Below are 25659 nucleotides of genomic sequence, written 5' to 3' on the forward strand. Positions count from 1 at the left end.
CTATACTGAAGAAAACGACTTAAAGATAAAACATCATGAAAAAACCGACCTCCGCTGCGGGCGCGAAACGCCCTGCAAAAGCACGCCGCAAAACGCGCGAAGAACTGAATCAGGAAGCGCGCGATCGCAAACGCGATAAAAAGCATCGTGGCCATACTGCGGGTAGCCGTGCTAATGGTGGCGGTGCCGCAGGCGCTTCTGCAAAAGGCAAACAGCAGAAAGATCCTCGTATCGGCAGTAAAACTCCCATTCCACTGGGCGTGACAGACACGCCGGTCACTAAGCAGCACAAACCAAAGAGCGAGAAACCTATGCTTTCACCGCAGGCTGAGCTGGATATGCTGGAGAACGATGAGCGCCTGGATGCGCTGCTGGAACGTCTTGAAGAGGGTGAAACCCTGACCGCTGAAGAGCAGTCCTGGGTAGATGCCAAACTGGATCGCATTGATGAACTGATGCAGAAGCTGGGTCTGTCCTACGATGATGAAGAAGACGAAGAGGAAGACGAAAAGCAGGAAGATATGATGCGTCTGCTGAAAGGTGGAAACTAACATTTGCACCCGGCAGGTACACTCGTCCTGCTTATAACCCTTCCGGTTATATGTTATCTGGTGTGGTTATTCGTTAAACTACGGCGGTTGTCGCGGCGACAGAAGTGGCTGCGCACCCGAATGATGGCCCGCAACGGGACCAGAACGGGCCGCCGTATACGAACGCGACACCAACGGAAGGAGTGAGCATGTCTGTACCATCTATCGACTGGGATTTGGCCCTGATCCAGAAATATAACTATTCCGGGCCGCGTTATACCTCATACCCCACCGCGCTGGAGTTTTCTGACGCTTTCGGCGAGGCGGATTTTCAGCATGCTGTGGCGCGCTATCCCGAGCGCCCGCTGTCGCTCTACGTCCATATTCCGTTCTGCCACAAGCTCTGCTACTTCTGCGGCTGCAATAAAATCGTTACCCGCCAGCAGCACAAAGCCGATCAATACCTCGATGCGCTTGAACAGGAAATTCTGCACCGCGCACCGCTGTTTAAAGGCCGTCACGTCAGCCAGCTTCATTGGGGCGGCGGTACGCCAACTTATCTGAACAAAGCGCAGATCAGCCGCCTGATGGCGCTTCTGCGCGGCAATTTCAGTTTTAACCACGACGCTGAAATTTCGATCGAGGTCGATCCGCGTGAAATCGAGCTGGATGTGCTGGATCATTTACGCGCCGAAGGCTTCAACCGCCTGAGTATGGGTGTACAAGACTTCAACAAAGAAGTACAGCGCCTGGTCAACCGCGAGCAGGATGAAGCGTTTATCTTTGCCTTACTCAACCATGCGCGTGAAATCGGCTTTACCTCAACGAATATAGACCTGATTTACGGCCTGCCGAAGCAGACGCCGGAGAGCTTCGCCTACACGCTTAAACGCGTGGCTGAGCTCAACCCGGACCGTCTGAGCGTCTTTAACTATGCGCACTTGCCGACGCTGTTCGCCGCGCAGCGCAAAATCAAAGATGCGGATCTGCCTTCCGCCCAGCAGAAGCTGGACATTTTGCAGGAGACCATCGCCTCGCTGACCGAAACCGGCTATCAGTTTATCGGGATGGATCACTTTGCCCGCCCTGACGACGAACTGGCGATTGCCCAGCGCGAAGGTGTTCTCCACCGTAACTTCCAGGGATACACCACCCAGGGAGATACCGATCTGCTCGGAATGGGTGTCTCCGCTATCAGCATGATTGGCGACTGCTACGCCCAGAACCAAAAAGAGCTGAAGCTGTATTACCAGCAGGTTGATGAAACGGGCAACGCGCTGTGGCGCGGCATTGCGTTAACGCGCGACGACTGCATCCGTCGTGATGTGATTAAGGCGCTTATCTGCAACTTCCGTCTCGAATTCCGCGAGGTGGAGTCGCAATGGGATCTGCAATTCAGCGATTACTTTGCCGAAGACCTGAAGCTTCTTGCGCCGCTGGCGAAGGACGGGCTGGTGGATGTGTCGGAGAGCGCGGTGGTCGTCACGCCGAAGGGGCGTCTGTTGATTCGTAATATCTGCATGTGCTTCGATGCCTATCTGCGCCAGAAAGCGCGTTTACAGCAGTTCTCGCGCGTGATTTAAGTTGCAATGCCGGATGGCGCTTCGCTTACCCGGCCTACAACTCGCACTTATGTAGGCCGGGTAAGGCGAAGCCGCCACCCGGCTTTTCATCGACAGCTCGTTAGCTAAACAGCCCAACCAGTGCCGCACACAATACCGCCGCAACGGCAGTTTGTGGCGTGTGGCTTTCTGCTGCACCGCTCGAAAGCAAGGTCACTAATGATTCCAGCATGATGCACCCCTCCAGTTTCCGGGCACGATCATACAAAACTCATCGGAACAGTAAAGCGCAAAATAACGGCACTTTGCGCTCAATTAGTAACCTTTACACAGCGGAGTAAGATCACTCCATTCCCAGCTCTTTCAGCTTGCGCGTGAGGGTGTTTCGACCCCATCCCAACAGGCGAGCCGCTTCCTGTTTGTGGCCCTGGGTATGACGAAGCGCGGTGGTCAACAGCGTGCGCTCCATTTCAGGCTGTGCTTCAGAGAGCAAGTTTTGATGACCGGAACGCAGCGCGCGATCTGCCCACTGCGCCAGCAGCGTCGCCCAGCTGTCCGGCAACGTATGTCCTGCGGTGCTCTCGGGCACGGTGGCTTCAAACAGTTCTGCCGGTAAATCCTGAATCAGCACTTCCTGGCCGGCGGCCATCACCGTCAGCCAGCGACAGGTGTTTTCCAGCTGACGCACGTTGCCCGGCCACGCCAGACGGGTGAGGGCGGCATCCGTTTCCGGATGAAGCTGCTTGGCTTCCACGCCCAGCTCGCGGGCCGCCACCTGCAGGAAATGGCGCGCCAGACGCGGGATATCTTCCCGACGCTCGCGCAGCGGCGGCAGGTGGACGCGGATCACGTTCAGACGATGGAATAAATCCTCACGGAATTTCCCCTCTTGTACGCGCAGCTCCAGGTTCTGGTGCGTCGCGGCGATAATGCGTACGTCCACCTTCACCGGCGCATACCCGCCCACGCGGTAAAACTGTCCATCTGCCAGCACGCGCAACAGTCGGGTCTGTACATCCAGCGGCATATCGCCGATTTCATCCAGGAAAAGCGTGCCGCCGTCAGCCTGTTCAAAGCGTCCCTGACGAATGGTATTGGCTCCGGTAAATGCCCCTTTTTCGTGGCCGAACAGCTCAGATTCAATTAAATCCTTAGGGATCGCTGCCATGTTCAGGGCGATAAAGGGGGCTTTCGCCCGCGGGCTGTGGCGATGCAGAGCGTGTGCGACCAACTCTTTACCGGTCCCTGATTCACCGTTAATCAAGACGCTGATAGACGAACGCGACAGACGCCCGATGATGCGAAACACGTCCTGCATGGCTGGCGCTTCACCGATGATGTCCGTCGTTGGTCCAAAGTCGGGGGCATTGCGGGGCTGCTGTTGCTCCTGATAGTGGCTGATAGCGCGCTCAACCAGCGCAACGGCTTCGTCGATATCAAACGGTTTTGGCAGGTAATCAAACGCGCCCTGCTGGTACGCGCTGACGGCAGCATCCAGGTCGGAGTGGGCGGTCATTATGATGACCGGAAGCATAGGGTGGCGCTGTTTGATCTGCTTTAAGAGCGCCAGTCCGTCCATACCCGGCATGCGAATATCCGAGAGCAGAACGTCCGGCGTTTTGGTGGTGAGTGCGTCGAGCACCTCGCTGCCACTCTCAAACGTCGTGCAGCTTAATCCCGCTCCTGTGAGCGCGCGTTCAAGCACCCAACGGATGGAGCTATCGTCATCGACTACCCAGACTATCCCTCGTTGCATAAACGTCACCTTTATTTTTTAATCGGCAGGAAAACCGAAAACTCGGTATGTCCCGGCCAACTGGTAAATTCAATTTTGCCGGAGTGTTGGTCAATCAAATTTCGGGCTATGGATAACCCCAGCCCGGTGCCGCCTTCGCGACCGCTGACCATCGGGTAGAACAGGGTGTCCTGGAGATGCGGCGGGATCCCCGGTCCGTTATCTTCCACATCAATACGTGCTGCCAGACGATAACGTACGCCATGCAGCGTCAGCTGGAACGCGGTGCGGGTACGCAGAATAATTTCGCCACCCTCCGGGCCCAGCGCCTGCAACGCGTTACGCACAATGTTCAACAGCACCTGTTCAATCTGGTCCGGATCGTGCGCCAGCTCCGGCAGGCTTGGGTCATAGTCACGCACCAGCGTGACGTTATCCGGCAGCTCCATCGAGACGAGTTTCACCACCCGCTCCGCGACCTTGTGAATGCTTTCTGAAACGTGCATCCCTGGCTGCTGCGGCCCGAGCAGGCGATCGACCAGATTACGCAGACGGTCCGCCTGCTCAATAATGACGTTGGTATACTCCGCCAGGGCAGGGTCAGGCAGCGCTTTGGTCAGAAGCTGTGCCGCGCCGCGTAAGCCGCCCAGCGGGTTTTTGATCTCATGGGCCAGCCCGCGCACCAGGTCGCGCGCCGCAATCTGCTGCGCATGCTGAAGCTGCTCCTGGCTGAGACGACGCTGGTTATCCATCGGCGCCATTTCCAGCAGAATCATGCCATCTGGCAGACGCTGTGCGGTGAGGGACAAAATATGCGAGCGTCCGTCAATCACCAGCGTCACTTCGTTATCGGTGAAGCCCTGACCCGCCTGCAAACTCTCCTGCATCAGGCCAATATTCAGCGAGAAATAGCTCAGCAGTTCTGGCAGCGGCGTGCCAAACAGTTTACGGGCGCTTTGGGCGAGCAGCTGCTGCGCCGCCGGGTTGGCGTAATGCACCGCCAGCTCGTCGTCGACCAGCAAAATACTGTTAATTAAAGAATTGAGGATCTGCCCAGCATCGGGCAGCGTGCCAGTTGCCATTCAGCAGTCTCCTGGAGTCGTTGCACTATTTTAGTGCAGTATAGCGTTTTAGAGGTAAAAAGCGCGTGAGATCAGGTTGTTGGTGGAGAAAAAAGCCCATCCGAAGATGGGCTAAAGTTTCCACGGCAACGACTCCCGACGCGTATGCGCCGGGTAAAACAAATCAATTAAACGCTGTAGTACAGTTCGAACTCAACCGGGTGCGGCGTCATGCGAACGCGGTCGTTTTCTTCGGTACGCAGCGCGATGTAAGCGTCGATAGCTTCATCGGTGAACACGCCGCCAGCGGTCAGGAACTCGCGGTCTGCGTCCAGCGCCTGGAGGGCTTCTTCCAGAGAGCCGGCAACCTGTGGGATCTCTTTCGCTTCTTCTGGCGGCAGGTCGTACAGGTTTTTGTCCATGGCTTCGCCTGGGTGGATCTTGTTCTTGATACCGTCCAGACCGGCCATCAGCAGTGCTGCGAAGCACAGGTATGGGTTAGCCGCCGGGTCCGGGAAGCGCACTTCGATACGACGCGCTTTCGGAGACGCAACCACCGGGATACGGATAGAAGCAGAACGGTTACGGGCAGAGTACGCCAGCATTACTGGTGCTTCGTAGCCAGGGACCAGACGCTTGTAGGAGTTAGTGGTTGGGTTCGCCAGGGCGTTGATCGCTTTAGCGTGTTTGATAACACCACCGATGTAGTGCAGCGCCTGCTCGGACAGACCCGCGTACTTGTCGCCAGAGAACAGGTTAGTGCCGTTCTTGGACAGGGACATGTGGCAGTGCATACCGGAACCGTTGTCGCCGAACATGGGTTTTGGCATGAAGGTCGCGGTTTTACCGAAACGGTGCGCAACGTTGTGCACAACGTATTTGTAGATCTGAATCTCATCCGCTTTTTTGGTCATGGTGTTGAAGCGGGTTGCGATTTCGTTCTGGCCAGCCGTTGCCACTTCGTGGTGGTGCGCTTCAACAACCAGGCCCATCTCTTCCATGATCAGACACATGGTAGAACGGATGTCCTGTGAAGAATCGACCGGAGGAACCGGGAAGTAACCGCCTTTCACGCCCGGACGGTGACCTTTGTTACCACCTTCGTATTTGGTGGAAGAGTTCCATGCGCCTTCGATGTCATCGATAGCGACGTGGGAACCAGAAATGGAAGCACCAAAACGGATGTCATCGAACAGGAAGAACTCTGGCTCTGGCCCGAACAGAACGGTGTCTGCGATACCGGTAGAACGCAGGTACTCTTCAGCGCGTTTTGCGATAGAGCGTGGGTCACGGTCATAGCCTTGCAGCGTGCCAGGTTCCAGGATATCGCAGCGGATGATCAGCGTAGGTTCTTCGTAGAACGGGTCAATGAGCGCAGTGGTTGCATCTGGCATCAGAACCATGTCGGATTCGTTAATGCCTTTCCAGCCGCCAATGGAGGAGCCGTCAAACATTTTGCCTTCTTCAAAGAATTCGGCGTTCACCTGATGAGCAGGGATCGTGACGTGCTGTTCTTTACCTTTGGTATCGGTGAAGCGCAGATCAACAAACTTCACTTCATGTTCGTTCAGCATCGTCAAAACGTGTTCAGCGGACATACTTAACTCTCCAGATTGGTCATTGTCGTCGTGGTAACGAGGTCTTCAAATCGGCTGGGCTGCCATATTTTTACTGTATTTCTGTAAAGCGAAATCTGTGCCAACTTTTAAAACACCCCAAAAAGGCGTTATCATGCGCACCATAGTGCAGAAGGGCTGCACCACATTGGATTCGTTGCACCATTATAGTGCTTCAGTGTGAACATTGAGCACCATATTGGTGCAATTTACGTTAAAGTGCCCTTTTACCGCTCCGTGAAAGCGATCACAAAGCATCTCTGCAATACTTGTTTGCGGGGGATGTTTGTGATCCTGTTTTGTAGTGCGATTAATCCGTGTACAATAACGCGCTATTTCTAAATGCCTGAGGCAAAGTTGTGATCGAAAAATTGCGTAATATCGCCATCATCGCGCACGTCGACCATGGTAAAACTACCCTGGTTGACAAGCTGCTACAGCAGTCCGGTACGTTTGATGCTCGTGCCGAAACTCAAGAGCGTGTGATGGACTCCAACGATTTGGAGAAAGAGCGTGGGATTACCATCCTCGCCAAAAACACCGCTATCAAATGGAATGACTACCGTATCAACATCGTTGATACCCCAGGGCACGCCGACTTCGGTGGTGAAGTTGAGCGCGTGATGTCCATGGTGGATTCCGTGCTGCTGGTGGTTGACGCATTTGATGGCCCTATGCCGCAAACGCGCTTCGTGACCAAAAAAGCATTTGCCCACGGCCTGAAACCTATCGTTGTGATCAACAAGGTTGACCGTCCTGGCGCGCGTCCTGACTGGGTTGTTGACCAGGTCTTCGACCTGTTCGTTAACCTCGACGCGACTGACGAACAGCTGGACTTCCCTATCGTTTATGCGTCTGCGCTGAACGGTATCGCCGGTCTGGATCACGAAGACATGGCGGAAGACATGACTCCGCTGTACCAGACGATTGTTGACCGCGTTCCTGCGCCAAACGTTGACCTGGAAGGCACCCTGCAAATGCAGATCTCCCAGCTCGACTACAACAACTATGTTGGCGTAATCGGCATTGGTCGTATCAAGCGCGGTAAAGTGAAGCCTAACCAGCAGGTCACTATCATCGATAGCGAAGGCAAAACCCGTAACGGTAAAGTCGGTAAAGTTCTGACTCACCTGGGTCTTGAGCGTATCGAGAGCGACATCGCTGAAGCGGGCGACATCATCGCTATTACCGGTCTGGGTGAACTGAACATCTCCGACACCATCTGCGATCCGCAGAACGTCGAAGCGCTGCCAGCCCTGTCCGTTGATGAACCAACCGTATCCATGTTCTTCAACGTCAACACTTCTCCGTTCTGTGGTAAAGAAGGTAAGTTCGTTACCTCTCGTCAGATCCTTGACCGCCTGAACAAAGAGCTGGTGCACAACGTTGCGCTGCGCGTTGAAGAAACCGAAGACGCTGATGCATTCCGCGTTTCCGGTCGTGGTGAGCTGCACCTGTCTGTTCTGATTGAGAACATGCGTCGTGAAGGTTTCGAGATGGCGGTATCCCGTCCGAAAGTTATCTTCCGCGAAATCGATGGCCGTAAACAAGAGCCGTTCGAAAACGTAACGCTGGACGTTGAAGAGCAGCACCAGGGTTCTGTCATGCAGGCACTGGGTGAGCGTAAAGGCGACCTGAAAAACATGAATCCAGATGGCAAAGGCCGCGTACGTCTCGACTACGTGATCCCAAGCCGTGGCCTGATCGGCTTCCGTTCTGAGTTCATGACAATGACCTCCGGTACCGGCCTGCTGTACTCCACCTTCAGCCACTATGACGACATCCGTCCGGGCGAAGTGGGCCAGCGTAACAACGGCGTACTGATCTCCAACGGTCAGGGTAAAGCGGTTGCGTTTGCGCTGTTCGGTCTGCAGGATCGCGGTAAGCTGTTCCTGGGTCACGGTGCTGAAGTTTACGAAGGCCAGATCATCGGTATTCACAGTCGTTCTAACGACCTGACGGTAAACTGCCTGACCGGTAAGAAACTGACCAACATGCGTGCGTCCGGTACTGACGAAGCAACGGTTCTGGTTCCACCGATCAAGATGACGCTGGAGCAGGCTCTGGAATTCATCGATGATGACGAACTGGTAGAAGTGACGCCTCAGTCAATTCGTATCCGTAAACGTCACCTGACCGAGAACGATCGTAAACGTGCTATGCGCGGTGCGAAAGAAGAGTAATTCGGTTATGCCGTAGGCCGGGTAAAGCGCAAGCGCCACCCGGCAACGAAAAGCCGCTGAGCGATCAGCGGCTTTTTTATTAGAACGAATAACGTAACCCTAACCGAATCCGGTACTGCTCGCGGTTGTAATCATTCCATCGGTCCAGCCACTGGAGTTCGAGGTACGGCAGCCAGTTTCTGTCGATTTTATAGCTGAACTTGTTGGTAATTTCCCAGTGATGATCTTTGCCATTTTTGCTGTGGTAATCATTCACCCGCTGGAAAAAGTGCGGCTCAAAGGTGTAGAAAAACGCATCCGTCACTTTGAAATTCCAGTAGTTGGCGAATTCGTGCGTGTCGTTTTTATCCATCTGCCCGTTATAGTCCGGCGTATCGTAATTGTTATGGTTATAGCGATAGCGGAACGTCAGATTAAACCAGTCCGTAAATTTATAGTTAGTATCTAAATAGAGTGCTCCACCCGATCCTGCGCTGCTGTCGTTAATTAACCCGCCGGGCTGGAAGGTGAGTTTGTCGGTCGGTTTGAAGAGCGGATACCAACCCTCGATTTCGTTATAGCTGTGCTTCAGTTCGTCCCATTTCCCCACGTTATAAGCGTTGGTGAACATCAGCCCCGCGCCCATATCGAAGTTATAGCCCGCACGCAGGATCACCTCGTGCAGCTCAGAGGCCGTATTGTACGCTTCGCGCGTTTCGACATAGGCCCCGGCAAAAACCGGGCAGGACACAGACGACACGATCAGTACGGTGATGATTCTATTCATAATTTGTCCATGTATCAGGTACAGAAAGGCCTCCCTCCTGATTAACAGGAAGGACATATTGGCCGGATTTATAGTTATAAAGTGACTGCTGACGCTTTATTGTTGGTGGTTATCTCAGGGGTATTTGCTGTCTGTTTTTTCCGTTTTCCAATCTCCTCGATAATAAAGGCGAAGCGCGCTTCGTTGAGTTTATAAAACAGCCCCATGGTCACGGCAGCAACGATCGCCAGGCCGCACGGCCAGAGGAAAATCAGCTGACGCAAACCCAGCAGCGTGCCCGCGCTCTGCACGGCATGGGGAACGTAGCCAATCTGGGTCAGCATGATACCGGGCAGAAAACCGGCGAGCGCCGCGGAGATTTTGCGCGAGAAGGTATAGCCGGTATACACCGACCCTTCGGCGCGAATCCCGGTTTTCCACTCGCCGTAATCAACCGTATCCGGCACCAGCGCCCAGTTCAGGCTGTTCACAAACGCCGTGCCGAAGAAGGCCATGCAGGAAAAGAGCACAAACAGCAGGGAGCTGGTTCCCCAGACGAAGTTAAGCACGTCGCCCACCGCCCACAGCGCCAGCCCGCCCAGATAGACCGGTTTCTTGCCAAAGCGCTTTACCGCGCCAGGCACCAGAAACACGCCAATCAGAATGCAGCCCATGCTGAAAAAGCCCATCCACGACAGGAGATGCAGATCGTTCAGCACGTACTGGGTGTAGTAGACCTGAATCGCCAGCTTGATGTTAAACGCGGCGAGGGTACAGAGGTTGGCGATGCACAGCACCAGCAGCGGCGGATTGCGGAAAATTGCGCAGAATGATTTCAGAATGCCGGGCTTATGGTGATCGGGCGTAAGCTCGACGTAGCGCTCTTTCACCCCGCTGTAGCACCACCACATGCAGAACAGCCCCCCGGTGACGAACACCAGCGCGGCCACCAGATAGCCGAGTGAGGGCTGGCTGACGAACAGCGCCTGAATCGGCATAAAGCCGACGGTGCAGAGCAACAGTCCTACCGTTGCGCCGCCCTGACGCCACGCCGCAAGCTGCGCGCGCTCGTTCGGGTTTTTGGTGATGGCCGGAACCATTGCACCGTAGGCGCAGTTCATCAGGCTGTAGCAGAGGCCAAACATCATGAAGAGCACGGTGGCGAGGGCCGTTTTCACTGTCAGGCTAAAGTCGTTGGCCATAAACTGCGCCGTGGCCACCAGCGCCACCGGGACGGAGGCGTAGAGAATGAATGGCCGGAATTTCCCCCGCGCGCCGATATTACGCCGGGAGTCCAGCAGCACCCCGGTCAGCATGTCGGTAAACGCGGTAAAGAACTTGGCGACCAGAAAAATGATGCCGCCGTAGAACGCGGGCATGCCCAGCTCGTCCGTGTAAAACTTCAGCAGATACAGCGTGCCAATACAGAGCATCAGGTTCGAGCCAAAATCGCCCATCCCGTAGGCGCACTTCTCTCGCAGGCTCAATTTCAGGGTTAACGGATCAGTATTGTGTGTCATGGTCGATCCTCAAAGCGCCCCGCAGGGCGCTCAATCACGTCATTTATGCCGTACGTTTGCGCAGCTCAATTTCTTCCACGATGCGCACATACATCTTCTCGTTGAGGTTGTAGAAGCAGCCCATCGCCACGATGGTGATGACCGCCAGCAGGCTCGGGTAGATAAATATCAGCTGCCGCAGCCCTTCAACCGTGCCGGCGGATTGCACCACGTTGGGCACATAGCCAATCTGCGTAAGCATGATCCCCGGGAAGAAGCCCGCCAGCGCCTGCGATACCTTGCGGAAGAAGGTAAAGCCGGTATAGACCGTCCCCTCGGAGCGTACGCCGGTGCGCCACTCGCCGTACTCCACGGTATCGGAGACCAGCGCCCAGTTCAGGCTGTTCACGAACGCGGAACCGAAAAACGCCAGGCAGGAGAACGCCACAAAGCTCACAGAGCCGCCGCCGAAGAAGTAGTTAAGCAGATCGCCTGCCACCCAAATTGCCAGGCCGCTGATATAGACCTTTTTCTTACCAAAGCGCCGCACCGCGCCAGGCATCATAAAGACGCCGATAAAAATACAGCCCATGCTGAAGAAGCCCATGTACGACAGCAGGATCGGGTCGTTCAGCACGTACTGCGTGTAGTAGACCTGAATGGCGAGTTTGACGTTAAAGGCACCCAGCGTGCACAGGTTAGCGATGCACAGGATAAACAGCGGACGGTTCCCGGCGATGGCGCGAAACGACTGCAACAGCCCCGGTTTCTGCGCCGGGTTAGCAGGCTGCGTCTCGACGTAACGCTCGGTTACGCCCTTATAGCACCACCACATAAAGAACAACCCGAACAGCGAGAAGAGGGTGGCGGCAAAGATGTAGCCAAGCTGGTCATTGCCCTCAATGAGGTTCATCACCGGTACAAAGCCCACCGTACAGAGCAGCAGGCCGAGCGTGGCGCCGCCCTGACGCCAGGCCGCCAGCGAGGCTCGCTCGTCCGGGTTTTTGGTAATGGCGGGCACCATCGCGCCGTAAGAGCAGTTCATCATGCTGAAGAACAAGCCGTACAGCATGAACAACACCGTTGCCATCACCGTTTTGCCGGTCATCTCAAACGGTGTGCCGACGAAGTTGGCAATCGCCAGCAGCGTCACAGGGAAGGCTGCATACAGCACGAACGGGCGGAATTTCCCTTTCGGGCCAATCTTGCGCCGGGAATCGAGCATGATCCCGGTGCCCATATCGGTGAAGGCGGTAAAAAACTTCGCAATCAGGAAGATAATCCCCCCGTAGGTACCGGGCAGTCCCAGCACGTCGGTGTAGAACTTCAGCAGATACAGCGTGCCGATATCCAGCAGGATGTTAGAGCCGAGATCGCCCATCCCGTAGGCGAGTTTTTCTTTAAACGGCAGGCGCAGGGTTGCCGGGTCAGAAGTATGTTGACTCATTATTGTTCTCCGTCTGCCCGCAGGTTTCCCCGCGGGCGAGCCTTATCAGATATGACGTAAGGTGCTAAACAGATCTGCCCATTCGCTTTGCTGGCGATAGAAGACCGGCGGTTTGCCGAGCGGGGCATCAACGGTCACGTCACCGCCCTGGCAGGTTTCCCCCGTCCACGCATTGACCCAGCTGTCCTGCGGCAGATAGAGCGACCAGTCGCGGCGTCCCTCTTCATGAACCGGCGCCACCAGCAGATCGCGGCCAAACAGGTACTGGTATTTCAGCGTGTAGGCGCGCGCGTCGTCCTCGTAGTGCAGGAACAGCGGACGCATCACCGGCAGGCCGCTTTTCGCGTTCTGCGCAACCGCAGCTTTGATGTACGGCTTCAGAGTGGTGAACACGGTGGTCATGCGCGCGAAGTGCGCGATGGTTTCGGCGTCGCCGTCGAACTGCCAGTTGTCGCCAGGGCGATTGCCCTCGTGGGTACGCATCATCGGCGTAAAGGCGCTGAAGTCGCACCAGCGCAGCAGCAGCTCTTTGCTGCGCTTCATCTCGAACAGCGTCGTATAGCCGCCAATGTCGCTGTGGTGCAGCCCGTGCCCGGTCATCGCCAGAGACAGCGCCGCCGGTACGACGGACGCCAGACCATCGTCCAGGCTCCAGTCGACGTTCTGATCCCCCGCCCACATCATCACCGAGTGCTTCTGGCTGCCGGTGTAGCCCGCGCGCATGAAGAACAGGATCTCCCCGAGCTTGCCGGTCTCCTCCAGTGCTTCGTAGTTACATTTCGCCCACAGGGCAGGCCAGGCGTTATGCATGATCTCCGCGCTAACGCCGTTGTGCAGGAAGGTATCGGTCGGCAGATATTCCCCGAAATCGGCCATCCAGCCGCCGCAGCCCAGTTCGATCAGGTTCTTTTTGATGACCTCTTTGTACCAGCCGTAGGCTGCCGGGTTGGTCAGGTCGATAACGCCCGCGTAGAATTCCCCGAACTCAACGTGGTAATCCTCGCCGTTGGCGTTTTTGGTCAGATAGCCGCGTTTCGCCGCCTCTTCGCAGAGATCTTTATCGCTGGCGACGTACGGGTTGATATAGGAGAGGAACTGCACGCCTTCCTGTTTCCACTGCGCAATCCGCTCATCAAGCTGCGGATAGAGCGCGCTGTTCCACTTCCAGTTCCACATCACGCGTTTGCCGAAGGAGGTCATGCGGATGCCGGACCAGTCCTGCGCCCAGATGCCGTTCACCTTCACGCCGCCCTCGCGCATGGCGTCGAGCTTCTGCTGACACACCTCGGTGCCACCCTGAATACCCAGCGTCACGCCGTCGTAAACCCAGTCCGGCAGTTCAGGCTGACGCCCCAGCAGGCCGGTCAGTTTTTCCAGCAGATCGACGTAGGTTTCTGCGCATTCGAAGCGCAGCGTGGCGTTATCTTCCCAGAACGCCAGCTCGTGGAAGTCCGGCGCGCTGAAGTCGAAGTTCATATAACAGCTGTTATCCACGTGGCAGTAGTACTTCTGGGTGCTCACGAAGGTAGGCTGCGGGAAGAAGGTCCAGTAGTAATCGCCGCCCGCGTTCTCTTTGCAGTCGGCCTGCCAGGTGACGTAGGTCTGCTTATTGCGGCCCACGCCCTGCTCGCTGGTCCACAGCGGAAACGGCTTGCCGCGCAGATCGAAATACGAGAACTGCTCTCCGCAGCCGTAGATATGATCGTCAGGCTGAGCTGCCAGCCGCAGCCAGATGCGGTTATGGCTGGCGGCGTCATTTTTCAGCTTCAGCTCCAGACGGCCTTCACCATCCACGCCCACCAACAACGTCGCGCTCACCGCGTCGCCGCGGGTAAAGCGGATTGCCCAGCCCGCGCTTTGCTGCGTAACGGTCGCGTTCGTCAGGGCAATCTTTTCGTTGAGCTTGTCTTTGATGCTGAAGTTGCCGCGAAACATCTCGATATCCGCCTCACCTGCGCCGATCCACAGGCAAGGGGCATCCGCAGAGTGGGATAAAATCAGACGGTCCTGCCAGCGCAGGGTAAAACCACTTTCGTTATTTTTCAGGTCAATATTGTGTAGGGTACGCATAAAAACTCCGTCTTTATTATTTGGCCAGGCTATCCAGTAATCCGGCGGCTACGGCAGGCGCTAAGCCCGGCGCCAGCGGCAGGCGGGGGATCACCAGGCAGTGCAGCAGATGGTAAATATCCTGCTTGCCGTCCCAGACTTTGGTGGTCACTTCGTTATTGGTGTCCAGCTCCTGCCACCATGAACCGTTTTCGTAATCCATCAGGTACTTGATGCAGTAATCCCACCACTTCTGATACCAGGCTTCGTACTGCGCCTCACCGGTGACGGTGTAGAGCGCGTAAGCCGTACCCATCGCTTCGACGATTGGCCAGCGCACGCGTTCGCGGACGATAGGTTTACCGTCCCAGCCCACGGAGTAGACAAAGCCATCGGCCCCGTCGGGTGCCCAGGCGTCGCGGATAGTGGCGTGGAACAGTCCTTTCGCATCTTCCAGCAGCCATTCCGGCGGGGTTTCAAAGCGGGCTTCCAGCGCGGCGCGCAGGTGCAGCATCAGGCGACCCCACTCAATCCAGTGCCCCGGCGTGCCGCCGTAGGCGCGGAAGCGGTGGGCGGGGTTATCGATGTTGTAGTCGCGGATCGGGTTCCAGTTGGTGTCGAAATGCTCGTTAACGCGGTACTCCCCTTTGCGCGCCACGTCGTGAATAATCACCGAGGCGATGCGCAGGGCGCGGTCGAGCCATTTGCGGTCGAGGGTCACGTCATAGACGATGAGGAAAGCTTCCACGGCGTGCATGTTGGCGTTACCGCCGCGGTAATCTTCCGTTTTGCTGAACGCTTCATTCCAGGACTCCAGGCACATCTGCTCCTGTTCGCTCCAGAAGTAGCGCTCAATCACCTCGATGGCGTCGTCCAGCAACTTGCGTGCCTGCGGATGGCCGGTGGTGACGGCGCTCGCCGCGCCCAGCAGGACGAAGAAATGCTGATAGCCCTGCTTGGAGGCATCAATCACGCCTTCATCGTTTACGCAGGCGTACCAGCCACCGTGCTGCTTGTCGCGCAGCGGACCGTTCAGGGCATTAATGCCGTGCTCAACCAGGGCGTACGCACCAGGACGTCCCATGTTCGCCGCCACCGCGTAAACGTGCAGCATGCGGGCGGTGATCCACAGATGGGTGCCCATATCGCTACGCACCTGCCCGTTATTGCCCAGCCAGCCAAAGCCGGTCGGTACGGCGGCGTTTTTACCGAAATCAAGAATGCGGTCGGTCTCTTGTTCGAGCCAGCGGTTATGGCTCAGGGTATTAAACCATTTCATGTTCGGATCCTTTCTTAACGGCGAGCCATCATTTCGTCGACGATCTCACCCAGACGCTGAAGTTTTGGTACGGAAATATCACGCAGCATCAACTCGGTGTCCGGCAGGCCAATCACAGAGGACCAGACGGCGCGACCGGCTAAAAAGCCCGATGCCCCCGCCTGCATCGCCACGCTCACCGCGCGCGGGAATAACTTATCGTCCACGCCGGAGGAGAGGATCACCCACGGCATGGCGATGTTCTCGTTCAGCTTCTGCGAGGCCGTCAATAGCTCGTGCTGCGTGCCCTTACCAAACAGCGGCATTTCCACTTTGTAGAGGTCGGCACCGCTGTCGCCCAGCTCTTTGGCCGCATCGATAATCGCCTGCTCGCGGTCAAACGCGGCGCCGCGGCGCGGTGGACGCACAACCGGCTCGATAATGCTCAACAGACCGTTATCGTGGCACAGCGTATTGAACGCTTTCACCATCTCCAGGCGCTGCTGCGGATCTTCATCGCTGCGCCACAGCACCAGCAGCTTCAGCGCCTTGCCGCCGTCGCGTTTGACCGCCTGCGCGTCAATGCTCTTGTCGATCACCACGCTGTCGACCGGAATACCGTTCCCCGGAATAAACTCGTCGGCTGCCACAATCATCGCGCAGCTTTTGGCCACGGCCCGCTGCTCGACAATCTGGCGATAGCAGAACTGCTGGTCGACGAGAATGGCAGAGGCGTACGGCGACAGAATTTTTGCCGCGTTGACTTTAAAATCCGTCAGGTGCTGGTCGGTTACCGGTACCGGCGCGCCTGCCGCCGCAAACATCAGGCGCATCGCTTCGCGCTGATCCACGGCCAGCATCGCAAAACCGCCGGAAGGTCGGGTGATATCTTTCAGGGTGTACATCGTCATTCCTCAGTCCTTTCGTATCAGTGTGATTTTTTCAGCCCGGCAGATGCGCGAACCTGTTCAAGAATGGCTGTCCAGTCTTCGCGCCCGCGCCCGGCGGCGCGTGCCTGGTTGTAAACTTCTCGTGAAGCCGCGCCCAGCGGCATTGGGACATGCAGCTGGTTGGCCACGTCGAGGGCGATCCCCAGATCCTTATGCGCAAGGTCGATCATGAAGGCGGGTGAAAGATCCCCTTTCAGCACCTTGTTCGGCCATGACGTGGTGAAGTGGCCTTTGCCCGCAGGTGTGCCGCTCATCACCTTGAGCGCCACGTCAAAGGAGAGGCCAAGCGCTTCGCACAGTACGGCGGCCTCGGCGGAAAGGGCGTTCAGGGCGATGCTCATGTAGTTATTGATGAGCTTCACGCGGATGCCCATTCCCGGCCCGCCGGCGTTAATCAGTTCATTACCCATCGCCATTAAGACGGGGGTGGCACGCTCAACCTGCTCTGCCGTGCCGCCTGCCAGCAGGAGTAGCGTACCGGCGATGGCATGATCAGAGGTGCGCCCGACGGGCACGTCCATCAGGCTGAAGCCTTGCTCAGCCATGTCGCGGATCAGCGCGTCGGTTTGCAGCGGGTGAATGGTGGACATATCAATGACCAGCGCGTCGCGGGATAATCCTTCGCACACGCCGTGCTCGCCGAATAGCACGCTGCGCACCAGGTCGCCGTTTGGCAGCATAGTGATCACGAATTCGGCATCCGTTGCTGCCTGTGCGGGCGTTGCCGCCGCCCGGGCGCCGCTCTCTACCAGCGCCTGAACCGCCTGCGGGTTCACATCAAAAACGTTAAGCTGGTGGCCCTGTTTCAACAGATTCTTCGCCATGGGCGTGCCCATCTGTCCTAAGCCGATAAATGCGATTGCTGACATGCCTCTCTCCTGTCACATCGTGTCAATTTTTGCGCGTTTGTGGTGTCTGTTTTTGATCGTATTTGTAATTTATAGTCAAAAAATTGACACGGGTCACTTTTTGAACATTTGGTGAAATTAAAATGAAGGCATCAGAAATCGCAGAAGGAATCACCATGACTCGCATCCTTTGTGTCGGCATTACCGTGCTGGATCGCATCTGGTATCTCGATGATTTACCAAAAGAAGGTGGGAAATATGTCGCAAAAGACTACACGGAAGTGGGTGGCGGACCGGCGGCAACGGCGGCAGTGGCAGCCGCGAAACTGGGCGCGGAAGTGGATTTTATTGGTCGGGTGGGGGACGACGATACCGGCAGACGGTTGCTTGCGGAGCTGGAATCCCTGGGGGTGAACACCCGCTATACGCGCGTAGTTAAGGGGGCCCGATCGTCGCAATCGGCGGTGCTGGTGGACGCAGGTGGGGAAAGAGTGATTGCCAACTACCCCAGCCCCGATCTGCCCGCCGAGGCAGGCTGGCTGCATGAAATCGACTTCTCTCAGTGGGACATTGTCTTAGCCGACGTGCGCTGGCATGACGGGGCAAAACAGGCATTTACCCTGGCCCGTCAGCAGGGCGTTCCGACGTTGCTGGATGCGGATGTTACCCCGCAGGATATCGCGGAGCTGATCGCCTTAAGCGATCACGCGGCCTTCTCTGCGCCTGGGCTGCGGCGTTTAACGCAGTTGGATGAAACAGAAGACGCATTAAAAAAAGCACAAACGCTCACGAATGGACATGTGTATGTCACGCAGGGGCGAGACGGCTGTTTCTGGCTGGAAAACGGCGCGCTATGTCATCAGCCTGGATTTGAAGTGAAGGTCATTGATACCACCGGGGCGGGCGACGTGTTCCACGGTGCGCTGGCGGTCAGCCTGGGGCAGAAATTGCCCGCCGCAGACGCCGTGCGTTTTGCCAGCGCCGTCGCACCACTGAAATGCACAAAGCCCGGCGGGCGCGCGGGTATACCCGACTGTGATCAAACCCGCTCTTTTTTGTCACTTTTTGTATAAAATGCGGGGCGTGATGGTTTTCAGAGGACAGCCCATGAGCCTTACCGAACTGACCGGCAACCCGCGTCACGATCAGCTGCTGACGCTGATTGCCGATCGCGGCTATATGAACATTGATGAACTGGCGCAGCTGCTGGATGTGTCGACGCAAACCGTGCGCCGGGATATCCGCAAGCTTAGCGAGCAGGGGCTGATCACCCGTCATCACGGCGGTGCGGGCAGGGCATCCAGCGTGGTCAATACGGCGTTCGAACAGCGTGAAGTCTCGCTGACCGAAGAGAAACGGGCGATTGCCGAAGCGATTGCGGACTATATCCCGGATGGCTCGACCATCTTTATCACTATCGGGACGACCGTGGAGCACGTTGCCCGGGCACTGCTTAATCATAATCATCTGCGCATCATCACCAACAGCCTGCGGGTGGCGCACATTCTTTATAAGAACCCGCGTTTTGAGGTGATGGTACCTGGCGGTACGCTGCGCCCGCATAACGGCGGCATTATCGGGCCTGCGGCAACGGCGTTTGTGTCTGGCTTCCGGGCGGACTACCTCGTGACCAGCGTGGGGGCGATAGAGCACGACGGCGCGATGATGGAATTTGACGTTAACGAAGCCAGCGTGGTGAAAACCATGATTGCCCACTCCCGCCACATTTTACTGGCGGCCGATCATACGAAATACCACGCCTCCGCGGCGGTTGAAATTGGCAACGTGGCGCAGGCGACGGCGCTGTTCACCGATGAGCTGCCCGGCCCGGCGCTGCAAAGTCACCTAAAATCCAGCAAGGTTGAGGTTGTCGAAGTGAATTCCGGAGAAGAGCAGCAGGCTGGCTGATCGTCTTATGGCCCGATATTGCGATTCGGGCCTTTCCTTTCTCTAAGCTGAATCTGGCGCATAGCTAAACTTTCTCTTTCCCGCTACAGTTACTTTTCCACGGCGAAAGGAGATAAACATGCTTTATATCTTTGACTTAGGAAATGTAATCGTCGATATCGATTTTAACCGGGTGCTGGGCGCATGGAGCGATTTTAGCCGTGTTCCGCTGGCGACGTTAAAGCAGAATTTCGCGATGGGTGAGACTTTCCATTTGCACGAGCGCGGTGAGCTCAGCGACGAAGCGTTCGCAGAGCGTTTCTGTCAGGAAATGGGTCTCTCGTTAAGCTACGAGCAATTTTCCCACGGCTGGCAGGCCATATTTGTCGCGATCCGCCCCGAAGTGATCGACATCATGCACAAGCTGCGCGAGCAGGGGCATCGCGTTGTCGTGCTGTCTAATACCAACCGCCTGCATACCACCTTCTGGCCGGATGAATACCCTGAAATTCACGCGGCGGCAGATAAAGTGTATCTCTCCCAGGAGATGGGGATGCGTAAACCTGAGGCGCGCATCTATCAGGCGGTATTGCAGGAAGAAGGATTTACGGCAGCGGATGCGGTCTTTTTTGACGACAACGCCGATAATATAGAAGGGGCTAATCAGTTAGGTATCACCTCCATTCTGGTGACCGGAAAAGAGACGATACCGAACTACTTTGCGAAGCAGTTATGCTAAAAACCGTTCATCAAAAAGCCAATCACCACACGCGCCCGCTGAGGGCGTGGCTGAAACTCCTCTGGCATCGCATTGATGAGGACAACATGACCACGCTGGCGGGCAATCTCGCTTACGTGTCCTTGCTCTCGCTGGTTCCGCTGGTGGCGGTGATTTTTGCGCTTTTTTCGGCGTTTCCGATGTTTGCCGATGTGAGCATGCAGCTTCGCCATTTTGTTTTCGCAAACTTTATTCCTGCCACCGGCGATGTGATCCAGAACTACATTGAACAGTTTGTCGCTAACTCCAGCAAGATGACGGCGGTGGGGGCGTGTGGGCTTATTGTTACCGCGCTGCTGCTGATGTACTCCATCGACAGTGCGCTCAACACTATCTGGCGGAGCAAAAAAGTCCGCCCAAAGGTCTATTCCTTTGCCGTCTACTGGATGATTTTAACCCTCGGCCCCTTGCTGGCGGGGGCTAGCCTGGCGATCAGCTCCTACCTTCTTTCGCTGCGCTGGGCGAGCGATTTAAACAGCGTGATCGATAACGTGCTGCGCATCTTCCCGCTGATTTTATCGTGGCTTTCGTTCTGGCTGCTTTATAGCGTGGTGCCAACTACGCGCGTACCCAACCGGGATGCCGTGGTGGGTGCGCTGGTCGCGGCGTTGCTCTTTGAGTTGGGCAAGAAAGGATTCGCGCTTTATATCACCATGTTCCCCTCTTATCAGCTGATTTACGGCGTACTGGCGGTGATCCCCATTTTGTTTGTCTGGGTCTACTGGACGTGGTGCATCGTCTTGCTTGGCGCCGAAATAACTGTCACTCTCGGGGTCTACCGCGAACTTAAAAAAGCAGCAGAAGCTGAAAAACAACAAGAAGCAGACCAACCATGATTGCATTGATTCAGCGCGTAACCCGTGCCAGCGTCACCGTGGCGGATGAGGTGACGGGTGAAATCGGCCCAGGACTTTTGGTGCTCTTGGGTGTCGAAAAGGATGACGACGAACAAAAAGCCAACCGCTTGTGTGAGCGCGTGCTGGGCTACCGCATTTTCAGCGATGCGGAAGGCAAGATGAACCTGAACGTTCAGCAGGCGGGCGGCAGCGTGCTGGTGGTGTCCCAGTTTACGCTGGCTGCGGATACCGAACGCGGCATGCGGCCGAGTTTTTCGAAGGGCGCGGCACCGGATCGCGCAGAAGCCCTTTACGAGTACTTTGTTGAGCGCTGTCGCCAACAGGACATGAATACACAAACCGGACGATTCGCTGCGGATATGCAGGTTTCGCTGGTGAACGATGGCCCCGTCACATTCTGGCTCCAGGTATGAGCCAACTGGCGGCCTGGCCGCGGGTAACAAGAGAGAGTACAGCTATGTATCACCTTCGAGTACCGCAAACGGAAGAAGAGTTAGAGGTTTATTACCATTTCCGCTGGGAAATGCTGCGCAAGCCACTGCATCAACCTAAAGGGTCTGAACGCGACGCCTGGGACGCGATGGCGCACCACCAGATGGTGGTTGATGAAGAGGGCAATCTGGTTGCCGTGGGGCGTTTGTATATCAATGCCGACAACGAAGCTTCAATCCGCTTTATGGCCGTTCACCCCTCCGTGCAGGACAAAGGCCTCGGAACGCTGATGGCAATGACGCTGGAATCCGTCGCCCGTCAGGAAGGGGTCAAGCGCGTCACCTGTAGCGCCCGTGAAGATGCCGTTGAGTTCTTTGCCAAGCTTGGTTTCGTGAATCAGGGGGAAATCACCGCCCCGCAAACTACGCCGATTCGTCACTTTTTGATGATCAAACCCATCGCCACCCTGGACGATATTCTCCATCGTGCCGACTGGTGCGGGCAGCTCCAGCAGGCGTGGTATCAGCACATTCCGCTCAGTGAAAAAATGGGCGTGCGTATTCAGCAATATACCGGGCAAAAATTTATTACCACCATGCCGGAAACCGGCAACCAGAACCCACACCATACCCTGTTTGCCGGTAGCCTGTTTTCACTCGCCACGCTCACCGGCTGGGGACTGATCTGGCTGATGCTGCGCGAACGTCATCTCGGCGGCACCATTATTCTGGCCGATGCCCATATCCGCTACAGCGCGCCGATCAGCGGCAAGCCGAGCGCGGTAGCTGACCTGGGCGCACTGGGCGGCGATCTCGACCGTCTGGCGCGTGGGCGTAAAGCACGCGTACAAATGCAGGTTGAGCTGTTCGGCGATGAAACGCCGGGCGCGGTGTTTGAAGGCACCTATATCGTTCTGCCTGCGAAGCCGTATGGCGCGTATGAAGAGGGCGGGAACGAGGAGGAGTAGCAGTCGTCTGGAAAGCGGCTCGCAAATACACAACGTAGCAGGAATTATACTTCGCTTTATTCAGCGTATCCCATTAACGTAATCAGCTAGGGGTACGTCATTGACGTACATTGGATGTTTGCTACTATAAGCCAATGGCGTATGATTTATGCTATTCATTGAAACGGATATTTTTACAGAAGACGTCAAAACGTTACTGGATGACGACGAATATCATAGGTTCCAAATATTCCTGGCAACGCAACCGGATTACGGCGATCTGATCCAGAATACGGGAGGCTTGCGAAAGATTCGCTGGCTTGCTGGCGGTAAGGGAAAGCGTAGTGGAGTCAGAGTTATCTATTTTCACCGTACGCGTGAGTGTGAAATCAGGTTGCTGCTCATCTATCGCAAAGGGATCAAAGATGACCTCTCCGCGGGTGAAAAAGCCATACTGAAAAAGATGATTGAGAGGTGGTAAATGGATAAGGCGCTGTTTGAGCGATTAACCCAAAGCATTGCGCAAATCAACGAAATTGCCGAGGGCCAACGAGAGCCGTCGCGTACGTTTCAAATTGATGCGATGAAAATAAAAGAAATTCGTCAGGCGTCCGGGTTGTCGCAGAGTAAATTCGCGAACTTAATCTCAGTTAGCGTTGATACGTTGCGTAACTGGGAACAAGGCAGACGCTCACCTACAGGCCCCGCTAAAGCGCTATTGCGCGCCATTGCTAACGACCCTCAACATGTCATCCCAGCCCTATCGCAGTAAATTGCCCGGTTGCACAGAGGCTCGCCGGGCTTTAGTGGAAATTACTCCCCTTCCCCCGGGAACAGGAACGGGTTGATCGAGCTACGGGCAAAGCCCTCCTGCTCCATCTTCGCGTCCAGGATCAGCGAGGCGAGATCGTCGGCTACCGCTTCGACTTTCGGGTCTTTTTCCTGATACAGAATCTTCAGGTAGGTCCCGCAGTCGCCGCAGCTTTCGGCTTTCACCGCCGCGTCTTCGTTTTCCAGCGACCAATAGTTCAGATCGCGGGTCTGTTCGCAGTTGCTGCACTTGATGCGCACCACGTGCCACTCGGTTTCACACAGGTTGCAGTGCAAGTAGCGCAGCCCCTGCGTCGTACCAATCTGTACCATGCTGGAGACCGGCATTGAGCCGCACACCGGGCAAAACTGGCGCGCTTCGCCATATTCAGCGCGGGCTTTACCCGGGATCAGGCTCGCCATTTGCGCCCAGTAGAGCGACAGCGCAGCCCAGATGAACGGCGCTTTATCGCTGCTCACCAGCGAGAAGTCGGAGGCAAACAGCGCGCTCGCCATCTCTTCCAGCTCTTGCTCTGAGGCTTTTTCCAGGTTCTCAATGACCGCCAGCGCCGTGCCGCTCATTTCGGGCTTCAGCTCGGCAATCAGCGAATGCAGCAGCTTATGCCAGTGCTTGTCGCGCGGCAGAACGTGAATGTCCAGCGGCGGCTTGCCCTGCGCATTGGCTTCTTTGATGCGTGCGGTCAGATCCATTTGCAGCGGGTGGTCGTATAGCACCACTTCCTGCGCATGGGCGACCAGCGCGGCAAAACGCAGAAAATCGCCCAGCGGGTTGTTCTCTGCCAGCTCGCGCAGACGCTCTGCGCGGCGGTTGTAGAGGTTCTTGAGTCTGGGGAACAACAACGGCGGAATATAATCCGCCGTGCGTTTCTCGCTCGACCCCAGCTCATCTTGCGGGATTATGCGAATACTCATTCAGATGACTTTTCCTGTTTCTGGCGGACTTCACGGTACCAGCGCGGGTGATGTTTCTTCGCCCACGTACTGGTTACCCATCCTTCCACCATCGCGGTAATGGTGCCTTTCACCCAAAGGGCGGCGTAGATATGCACCATGATAACCACAATTAACGCCACTGCGGCAAATGAATGCAGCATCAGCGCAAATCGGATCACCGGGATTGAGAAAGCAGGCGCAAAGTACGGACGCCAGATGATCACGCCGCTCACCAGCAACAGGACCAGGAAGATAATCGCCGCCCAGAATACGCATTTCTGGCCGAAGTTATAACGCCCGGTATCACCCACTTCCTCGTTGACGACGATCTTACGAATATTCTTCGCCCAAAAGATATCATCCCGATTGATTAGGTTATGGTGCCAGTAGCGGAAAAACATGATGATAAACGAGGCAAACATCACCACACCCACGAACGGGTGCAGGATGCGCGCCAGCTGCGGCGTGCCCAGTATCTGCATCAGCCAGTTGAAGGAGGGGAAGAAGAACCCCAGCCCGCTTATCGCCGCCAGCATGAAGCAGAAGGCGGTGACCCAGTGGTTGATGCGTTCCGGCGCGGTGTAGCGCACGATGGTGTCACGTTTTCTCATTTGCGCACCTCGTCTTTCTCTTCATGCAGGTTATCGTCTTCCTCTTCCGCGCGGTTCGGACCAACGCCGACGTAGTGGAAGATGCTCGCTGCAAAGGTGGCCGCAAAACCGACCGCGGCCAGCGGTTTCCAGATACCTTTCCAGAACTTCACGGTGGCGCTGATTTCCGGGTTCTCCGGCAGGCCATGGTACAGATTCGGCTTGTCGGCGTGGTGCAGCACGTACATCACGTGCGTACCGCCAACCCCGGCCGGATCGTACAGGCCCGCGTTATCGTAACCACGGGTTTTCAGCTCGCCCACGCGCTCTGCCGCCAGCGTTTTCATATCCTCTTTGGAGCCAAAGTGGATAGCGCCGGTTGGGCAGGTCTTCACGCAGGCTGGCTCCTGACCGACATTTACGCGGTCAACGCACAGCGTACATTTGTAGACGCGGTTGTCTTCCGGGTTCATGCGCGGCACGTCGAACGGACAGCCCGCGATGCAGTAGCCGCAGCCAATACACTGCTCAGACTGGAAGTCGACGATGCCGTTGGCATACTGAATGATAGCCCCTTCTGACGGACACGCCTTCAGGCAGCCCGGATCCGCACAGTGCATACAGCCGTCTTTGCGGATAAGCCATTCCAGTTTGTCGTTCTGTTCCACTTCCGAGAAACGCATTACCGTCCAGGACTTGGCGGTCAGGTCCGCCGGGTTGTCGTACACCCCGACGTTGTGACCCACTTCGTCACGGATGTCGTTCCACTCTGAACAAGCCACCTGACAGGCTTTACAGCCGATACAGGTGGTCACGTCGATAAGTTTCGCCACTTCCTGCTGGTGGTCCCGCGCCTGAGGCGCGGGCGTGAAACCGTTAGTCGCGGAACGACGGATAATGTCTTGAGATTGATAAGCCATAA

General features: G+C 56.3%; 25 protein-coding genes. 11 read left to right on the top strand and 14 right to left on the bottom strand.

Annotated features, from left to right (window positions below; all coding sequences use genetic code 11):
* The first annotated feature begins 35 nt into the window (after nucleotides 1-35).
* Both yihI and hemN read left to right on the top strand, forming a co-directional pair.
* On the top strand, nucleotides 36-551 hold the full coding sequence (gene yihI, locus L350_RS01660) for a Der GTPase-activating protein YihI (RefSeq protein ID WP_022649854.1): 516 nt from the start codon (nucleotides 36-38) through the stop codon (nucleotides 549-551).
* Nucleotides 552-739: 188 nt separating this feature from the next.
* Entirely contained in the window at nucleotides 740-2113 is a 1374-nt protein-coding gene (gene hemN, locus L350_RS01655; RefSeq protein ID WP_032626916.1) for an oxygen-independent coproporphyrinogen III oxidase, read from the top strand.
* A gap of 100 nt (nucleotides 2114-2213) precedes the next feature.
* Here hemN and L350_RS24385 read toward each other — a convergent pair whose 3' ends face one another.
* From L350_RS24385 to glnA, 4 genes are all read right to left on the bottom strand, one after another.
* Nucleotides 2214-2324, bottom strand: coding sequence for a YshB family small membrane protein (locus tag L350_RS24385; RefSeq protein WP_017382667.1), 111 nt, complete (start codon nucleotides 2322-2324; stop codon nucleotides 2214-2216).
* A gap of 111 nt (nucleotides 2325-2435) precedes the next feature.
* Nucleotides 2436-3848 (bottom strand): nitrogen regulation protein NR(I), encoded by a 1413-nt coding sequence (glnG, locus tag L350_RS01645; protein WP_022649852.1) that lies wholly within the window; start codon nucleotides 3846-3848, stop codon nucleotides 2436-2438.
* Nucleotides 3849-3859: 11 nt separating this feature from the next.
* A complete protein-coding gene (glnL, locus tag L350_RS01640) occupies nucleotides 3860-4909 on the bottom strand; it encodes a nitrogen regulation protein NR(II) (protein WP_003861923.1) in 1050 nt (349 codons plus the stop codon).
* 167 nt (nucleotides 4910-5076) lie between these two features.
* Nucleotides 5077-6486, bottom strand: a complete 1410-nt coding sequence (gene glnA, locus L350_RS01635; RefSeq protein WP_003861925.1) for a glutamate--ammonia ligase — start codon at nucleotides 6484-6486, stop codon at nucleotides 5077-5079.
* 377 nt (nucleotides 6487-6863) lie between these two features.
* Here glnA and typA point away from each other — a divergent pair, with 377 nt between their 5' ends.
* Nucleotides 6864-8687, top strand: a complete 1824-nt coding sequence (gene typA / locus L350_RS01630; RefSeq protein ID WP_022649851.1) for a ribosome-dependent GTPase TypA — start codon at nucleotides 6864-6866, stop codon at nucleotides 8685-8687.
* A gap of 79 nt (nucleotides 8688-8766) precedes the next feature.
* On the opposite strand, the gene ompL is transcribed toward typA, so the two are convergent.
* The 7 genes from ompL to yihU all read right to left on the bottom strand — a co-directional run bounded on the left by ompL (nucleotide 8767) and on the right by yihU (nucleotide 17504).
* Nucleotides 8767-9453, bottom strand: a complete 687-nt coding sequence (ompL, locus tag L350_RS01625) for a porin OmpL (RefSeq protein ID WP_032626918.1) — start codon at nucleotides 9451-9453, stop codon at nucleotides 8767-8769.
* A gap of 74 nt (nucleotides 9454-9527) precedes the next feature.
* A complete protein-coding gene (locus L350_RS01620) occupies nucleotides 9528-10952 on the bottom strand; it encodes an MFS transporter (RefSeq protein WP_023298928.1) in 1425 nt (474 codons plus the stop codon).
* Nucleotides 10953-10995: 43 nt separating this feature from the next.
* Nucleotides 10996-12378: an MFS transporter gene (locus tag L350_RS01615; protein ID WP_022649848.1), complete on the bottom strand. Its 1383-nt coding sequence runs from the start codon at nucleotides 12376-12378 to the stop codon at nucleotides 10996-10998.
* Nucleotides 12379-12423: 45 nt separating this feature from the next.
* Complete coding sequence (locus tag L350_RS01610) at nucleotides 12424-14448, bottom strand: alpha-glucosidase (protein ID WP_032626920.1); 2025 nt, start codon at nucleotides 14446-14448, stop codon at nucleotides 12424-12426.
* Nucleotides 14449-14464: 16 nt separating this feature from the next.
* Complete coding sequence (yihS, locus tag L350_RS01605; protein ID WP_032626922.1) at nucleotides 14465-15706, bottom strand: sulfoquinovose isomerase; 1242 nt, start codon at nucleotides 15704-15706, stop codon at nucleotides 14465-14467.
* Between the two features lie 14 nt (nucleotides 15707-15720).
* Nucleotides 15721-16596, bottom strand: a complete 876-nt coding sequence (gene yihT / locus L350_RS01600) for a sulfofructosephosphate aldolase (RefSeq protein ID WP_023305113.1) — start codon at nucleotides 16594-16596, stop codon at nucleotides 15721-15723.
* A gap of 17 nt (nucleotides 16597-16613) precedes the next feature.
* Nucleotides 16614-17504 carry a sulfolactaldehyde 3-reductase gene (gene yihU / locus L350_RS01595; RefSeq protein ID WP_032626924.1) on the bottom strand — a complete coding sequence of 297 codons (891 nt, stop codon included), beginning with the start codon at nucleotides 17502-17504 and terminating at the stop codon, nucleotides 16614-16616.
* A gap of 155 nt (nucleotides 17505-17659) precedes the next feature.
* Between yihU and L350_RS01590 the strand changes: the two genes are divergently transcribed.
* From L350_RS01590 to nadS, 8 genes are all read left to right on the top strand, one after another.
* On the top strand, nucleotides 17660-18556 hold the full coding sequence (locus L350_RS01590; RefSeq protein ID WP_032626926.1) for a sugar kinase: 897 nt from the start codon (nucleotides 17660-17662) through the stop codon (nucleotides 18554-18556).
* 34 nt (nucleotides 18557-18590) lie between these two features.
* On the top strand, nucleotides 18591-19391 hold the full coding sequence (locus L350_RS01585; RefSeq protein WP_023298924.1) for a DeoR/GlpR family DNA-binding transcription regulator: 801 nt from the start codon (nucleotides 18591-18593) through the stop codon (nucleotides 19389-19391).
* 118 nt (nucleotides 19392-19509) lie between these two features.
* Nucleotides 19510-20109, top strand: coding sequence for a glucose-1-phosphatase (yihX, locus tag L350_RS01580; RefSeq protein ID WP_023315056.1), 600 nt, complete (start codon nucleotides 19510-19512; stop codon nucleotides 20107-20109).
* Nucleotides 20103-20984: a virulence factor BrkB family protein gene (locus L350_RS01575; RefSeq protein WP_023298923.1), complete on the top strand. Its 882-nt coding sequence runs from the start codon at nucleotides 20103-20105 to the stop codon at nucleotides 20982-20984. Before yihX ends, L350_RS01575 begins: the two co-directional genes overlap by 7 nt.
* Complete coding sequence (gene dtd / locus L350_RS01570; protein ID WP_015569909.1) at nucleotides 20981-21418, top strand: D-aminoacyl-tRNA deacylase; 438 nt, start codon at nucleotides 20981-20983, stop codon at nucleotides 21416-21418. Before L350_RS01575 ends, dtd begins: the two co-directional genes overlap by 4 nt.
* 44 nt (nucleotides 21419-21462) lie before the next feature.
* Nucleotides 21463-22404, top strand: a complete 942-nt coding sequence (fabY, locus tag L350_RS01565) for a fatty acid biosynthesis protein FabY (protein ID WP_022649838.1) — start codon at nucleotides 21463-21465, stop codon at nucleotides 22402-22404.
* Nucleotides 22405-22552: 148 nt separating this feature from the next.
* Entirely contained in the window at nucleotides 22553-22864 is a 312-nt protein-coding gene (locus L350_RS01560; RefSeq protein ID WP_022649837.1) for a hypothetical protein, read from the top strand.
* Nucleotides 22865-23155 (top strand): NadS family protein, encoded by a 291-nt coding sequence (gene nadS, locus L350_RS01555; RefSeq protein ID WP_032626927.1) that lies wholly within the window; start codon nucleotides 22865-22867, stop codon nucleotides 23153-23155.
* A gap of 41 nt (nucleotides 23156-23196) precedes the next feature.
* On the opposite strand, the gene fdhE is transcribed toward nadS, so the two are convergent.
* From fdhE to fdxH, 3 genes are read right to left on the bottom strand one after another with little or no spacing between them, the layout of a single operon-like run.
* On the bottom strand, nucleotides 23197-24126 hold the full coding sequence (gene fdhE, locus L350_RS01550; RefSeq protein ID WP_022649835.1) for a formate dehydrogenase accessory protein FdhE: 930 nt from the start codon (nucleotides 24124-24126) through the stop codon (nucleotides 23197-23199).
* Nucleotides 24123-24758: a formate dehydrogenase cytochrome b556 subunit gene (fdoI, locus tag L350_RS01545; RefSeq protein WP_006808711.1), complete on the bottom strand. Its 636-nt coding sequence runs from the start codon at nucleotides 24756-24758 to the stop codon at nucleotides 24123-24125. Before fdoI ends, fdhE begins: the two co-directional genes overlap by 4 nt.
* The gene (gene fdxH / locus L350_RS01540) at nucleotides 24755-25657 is read right to left on the bottom strand and encodes a formate dehydrogenase subunit beta (protein ID WP_003861960.1); all 903 of its coding nucleotides are present in this window, start codon (nucleotides 25655-25657) and stop codon (nucleotides 24755-24757) included. Before fdxH ends, fdoI begins: the two co-directional genes overlap by 4 nt.
* Nucleotides 25658-25659 lie beyond the last annotated feature (2 nt).

The organism is Enterobacter sp. MGH 4 (assembly GCF_000534735.1).
In the GTDB taxonomy this organism is placed as follows: domain Bacteria; phylum Pseudomonadota; class Gammaproteobacteria; order Enterobacterales; family Enterobacteriaceae; genus Enterobacter; species Enterobacter intestinihominis.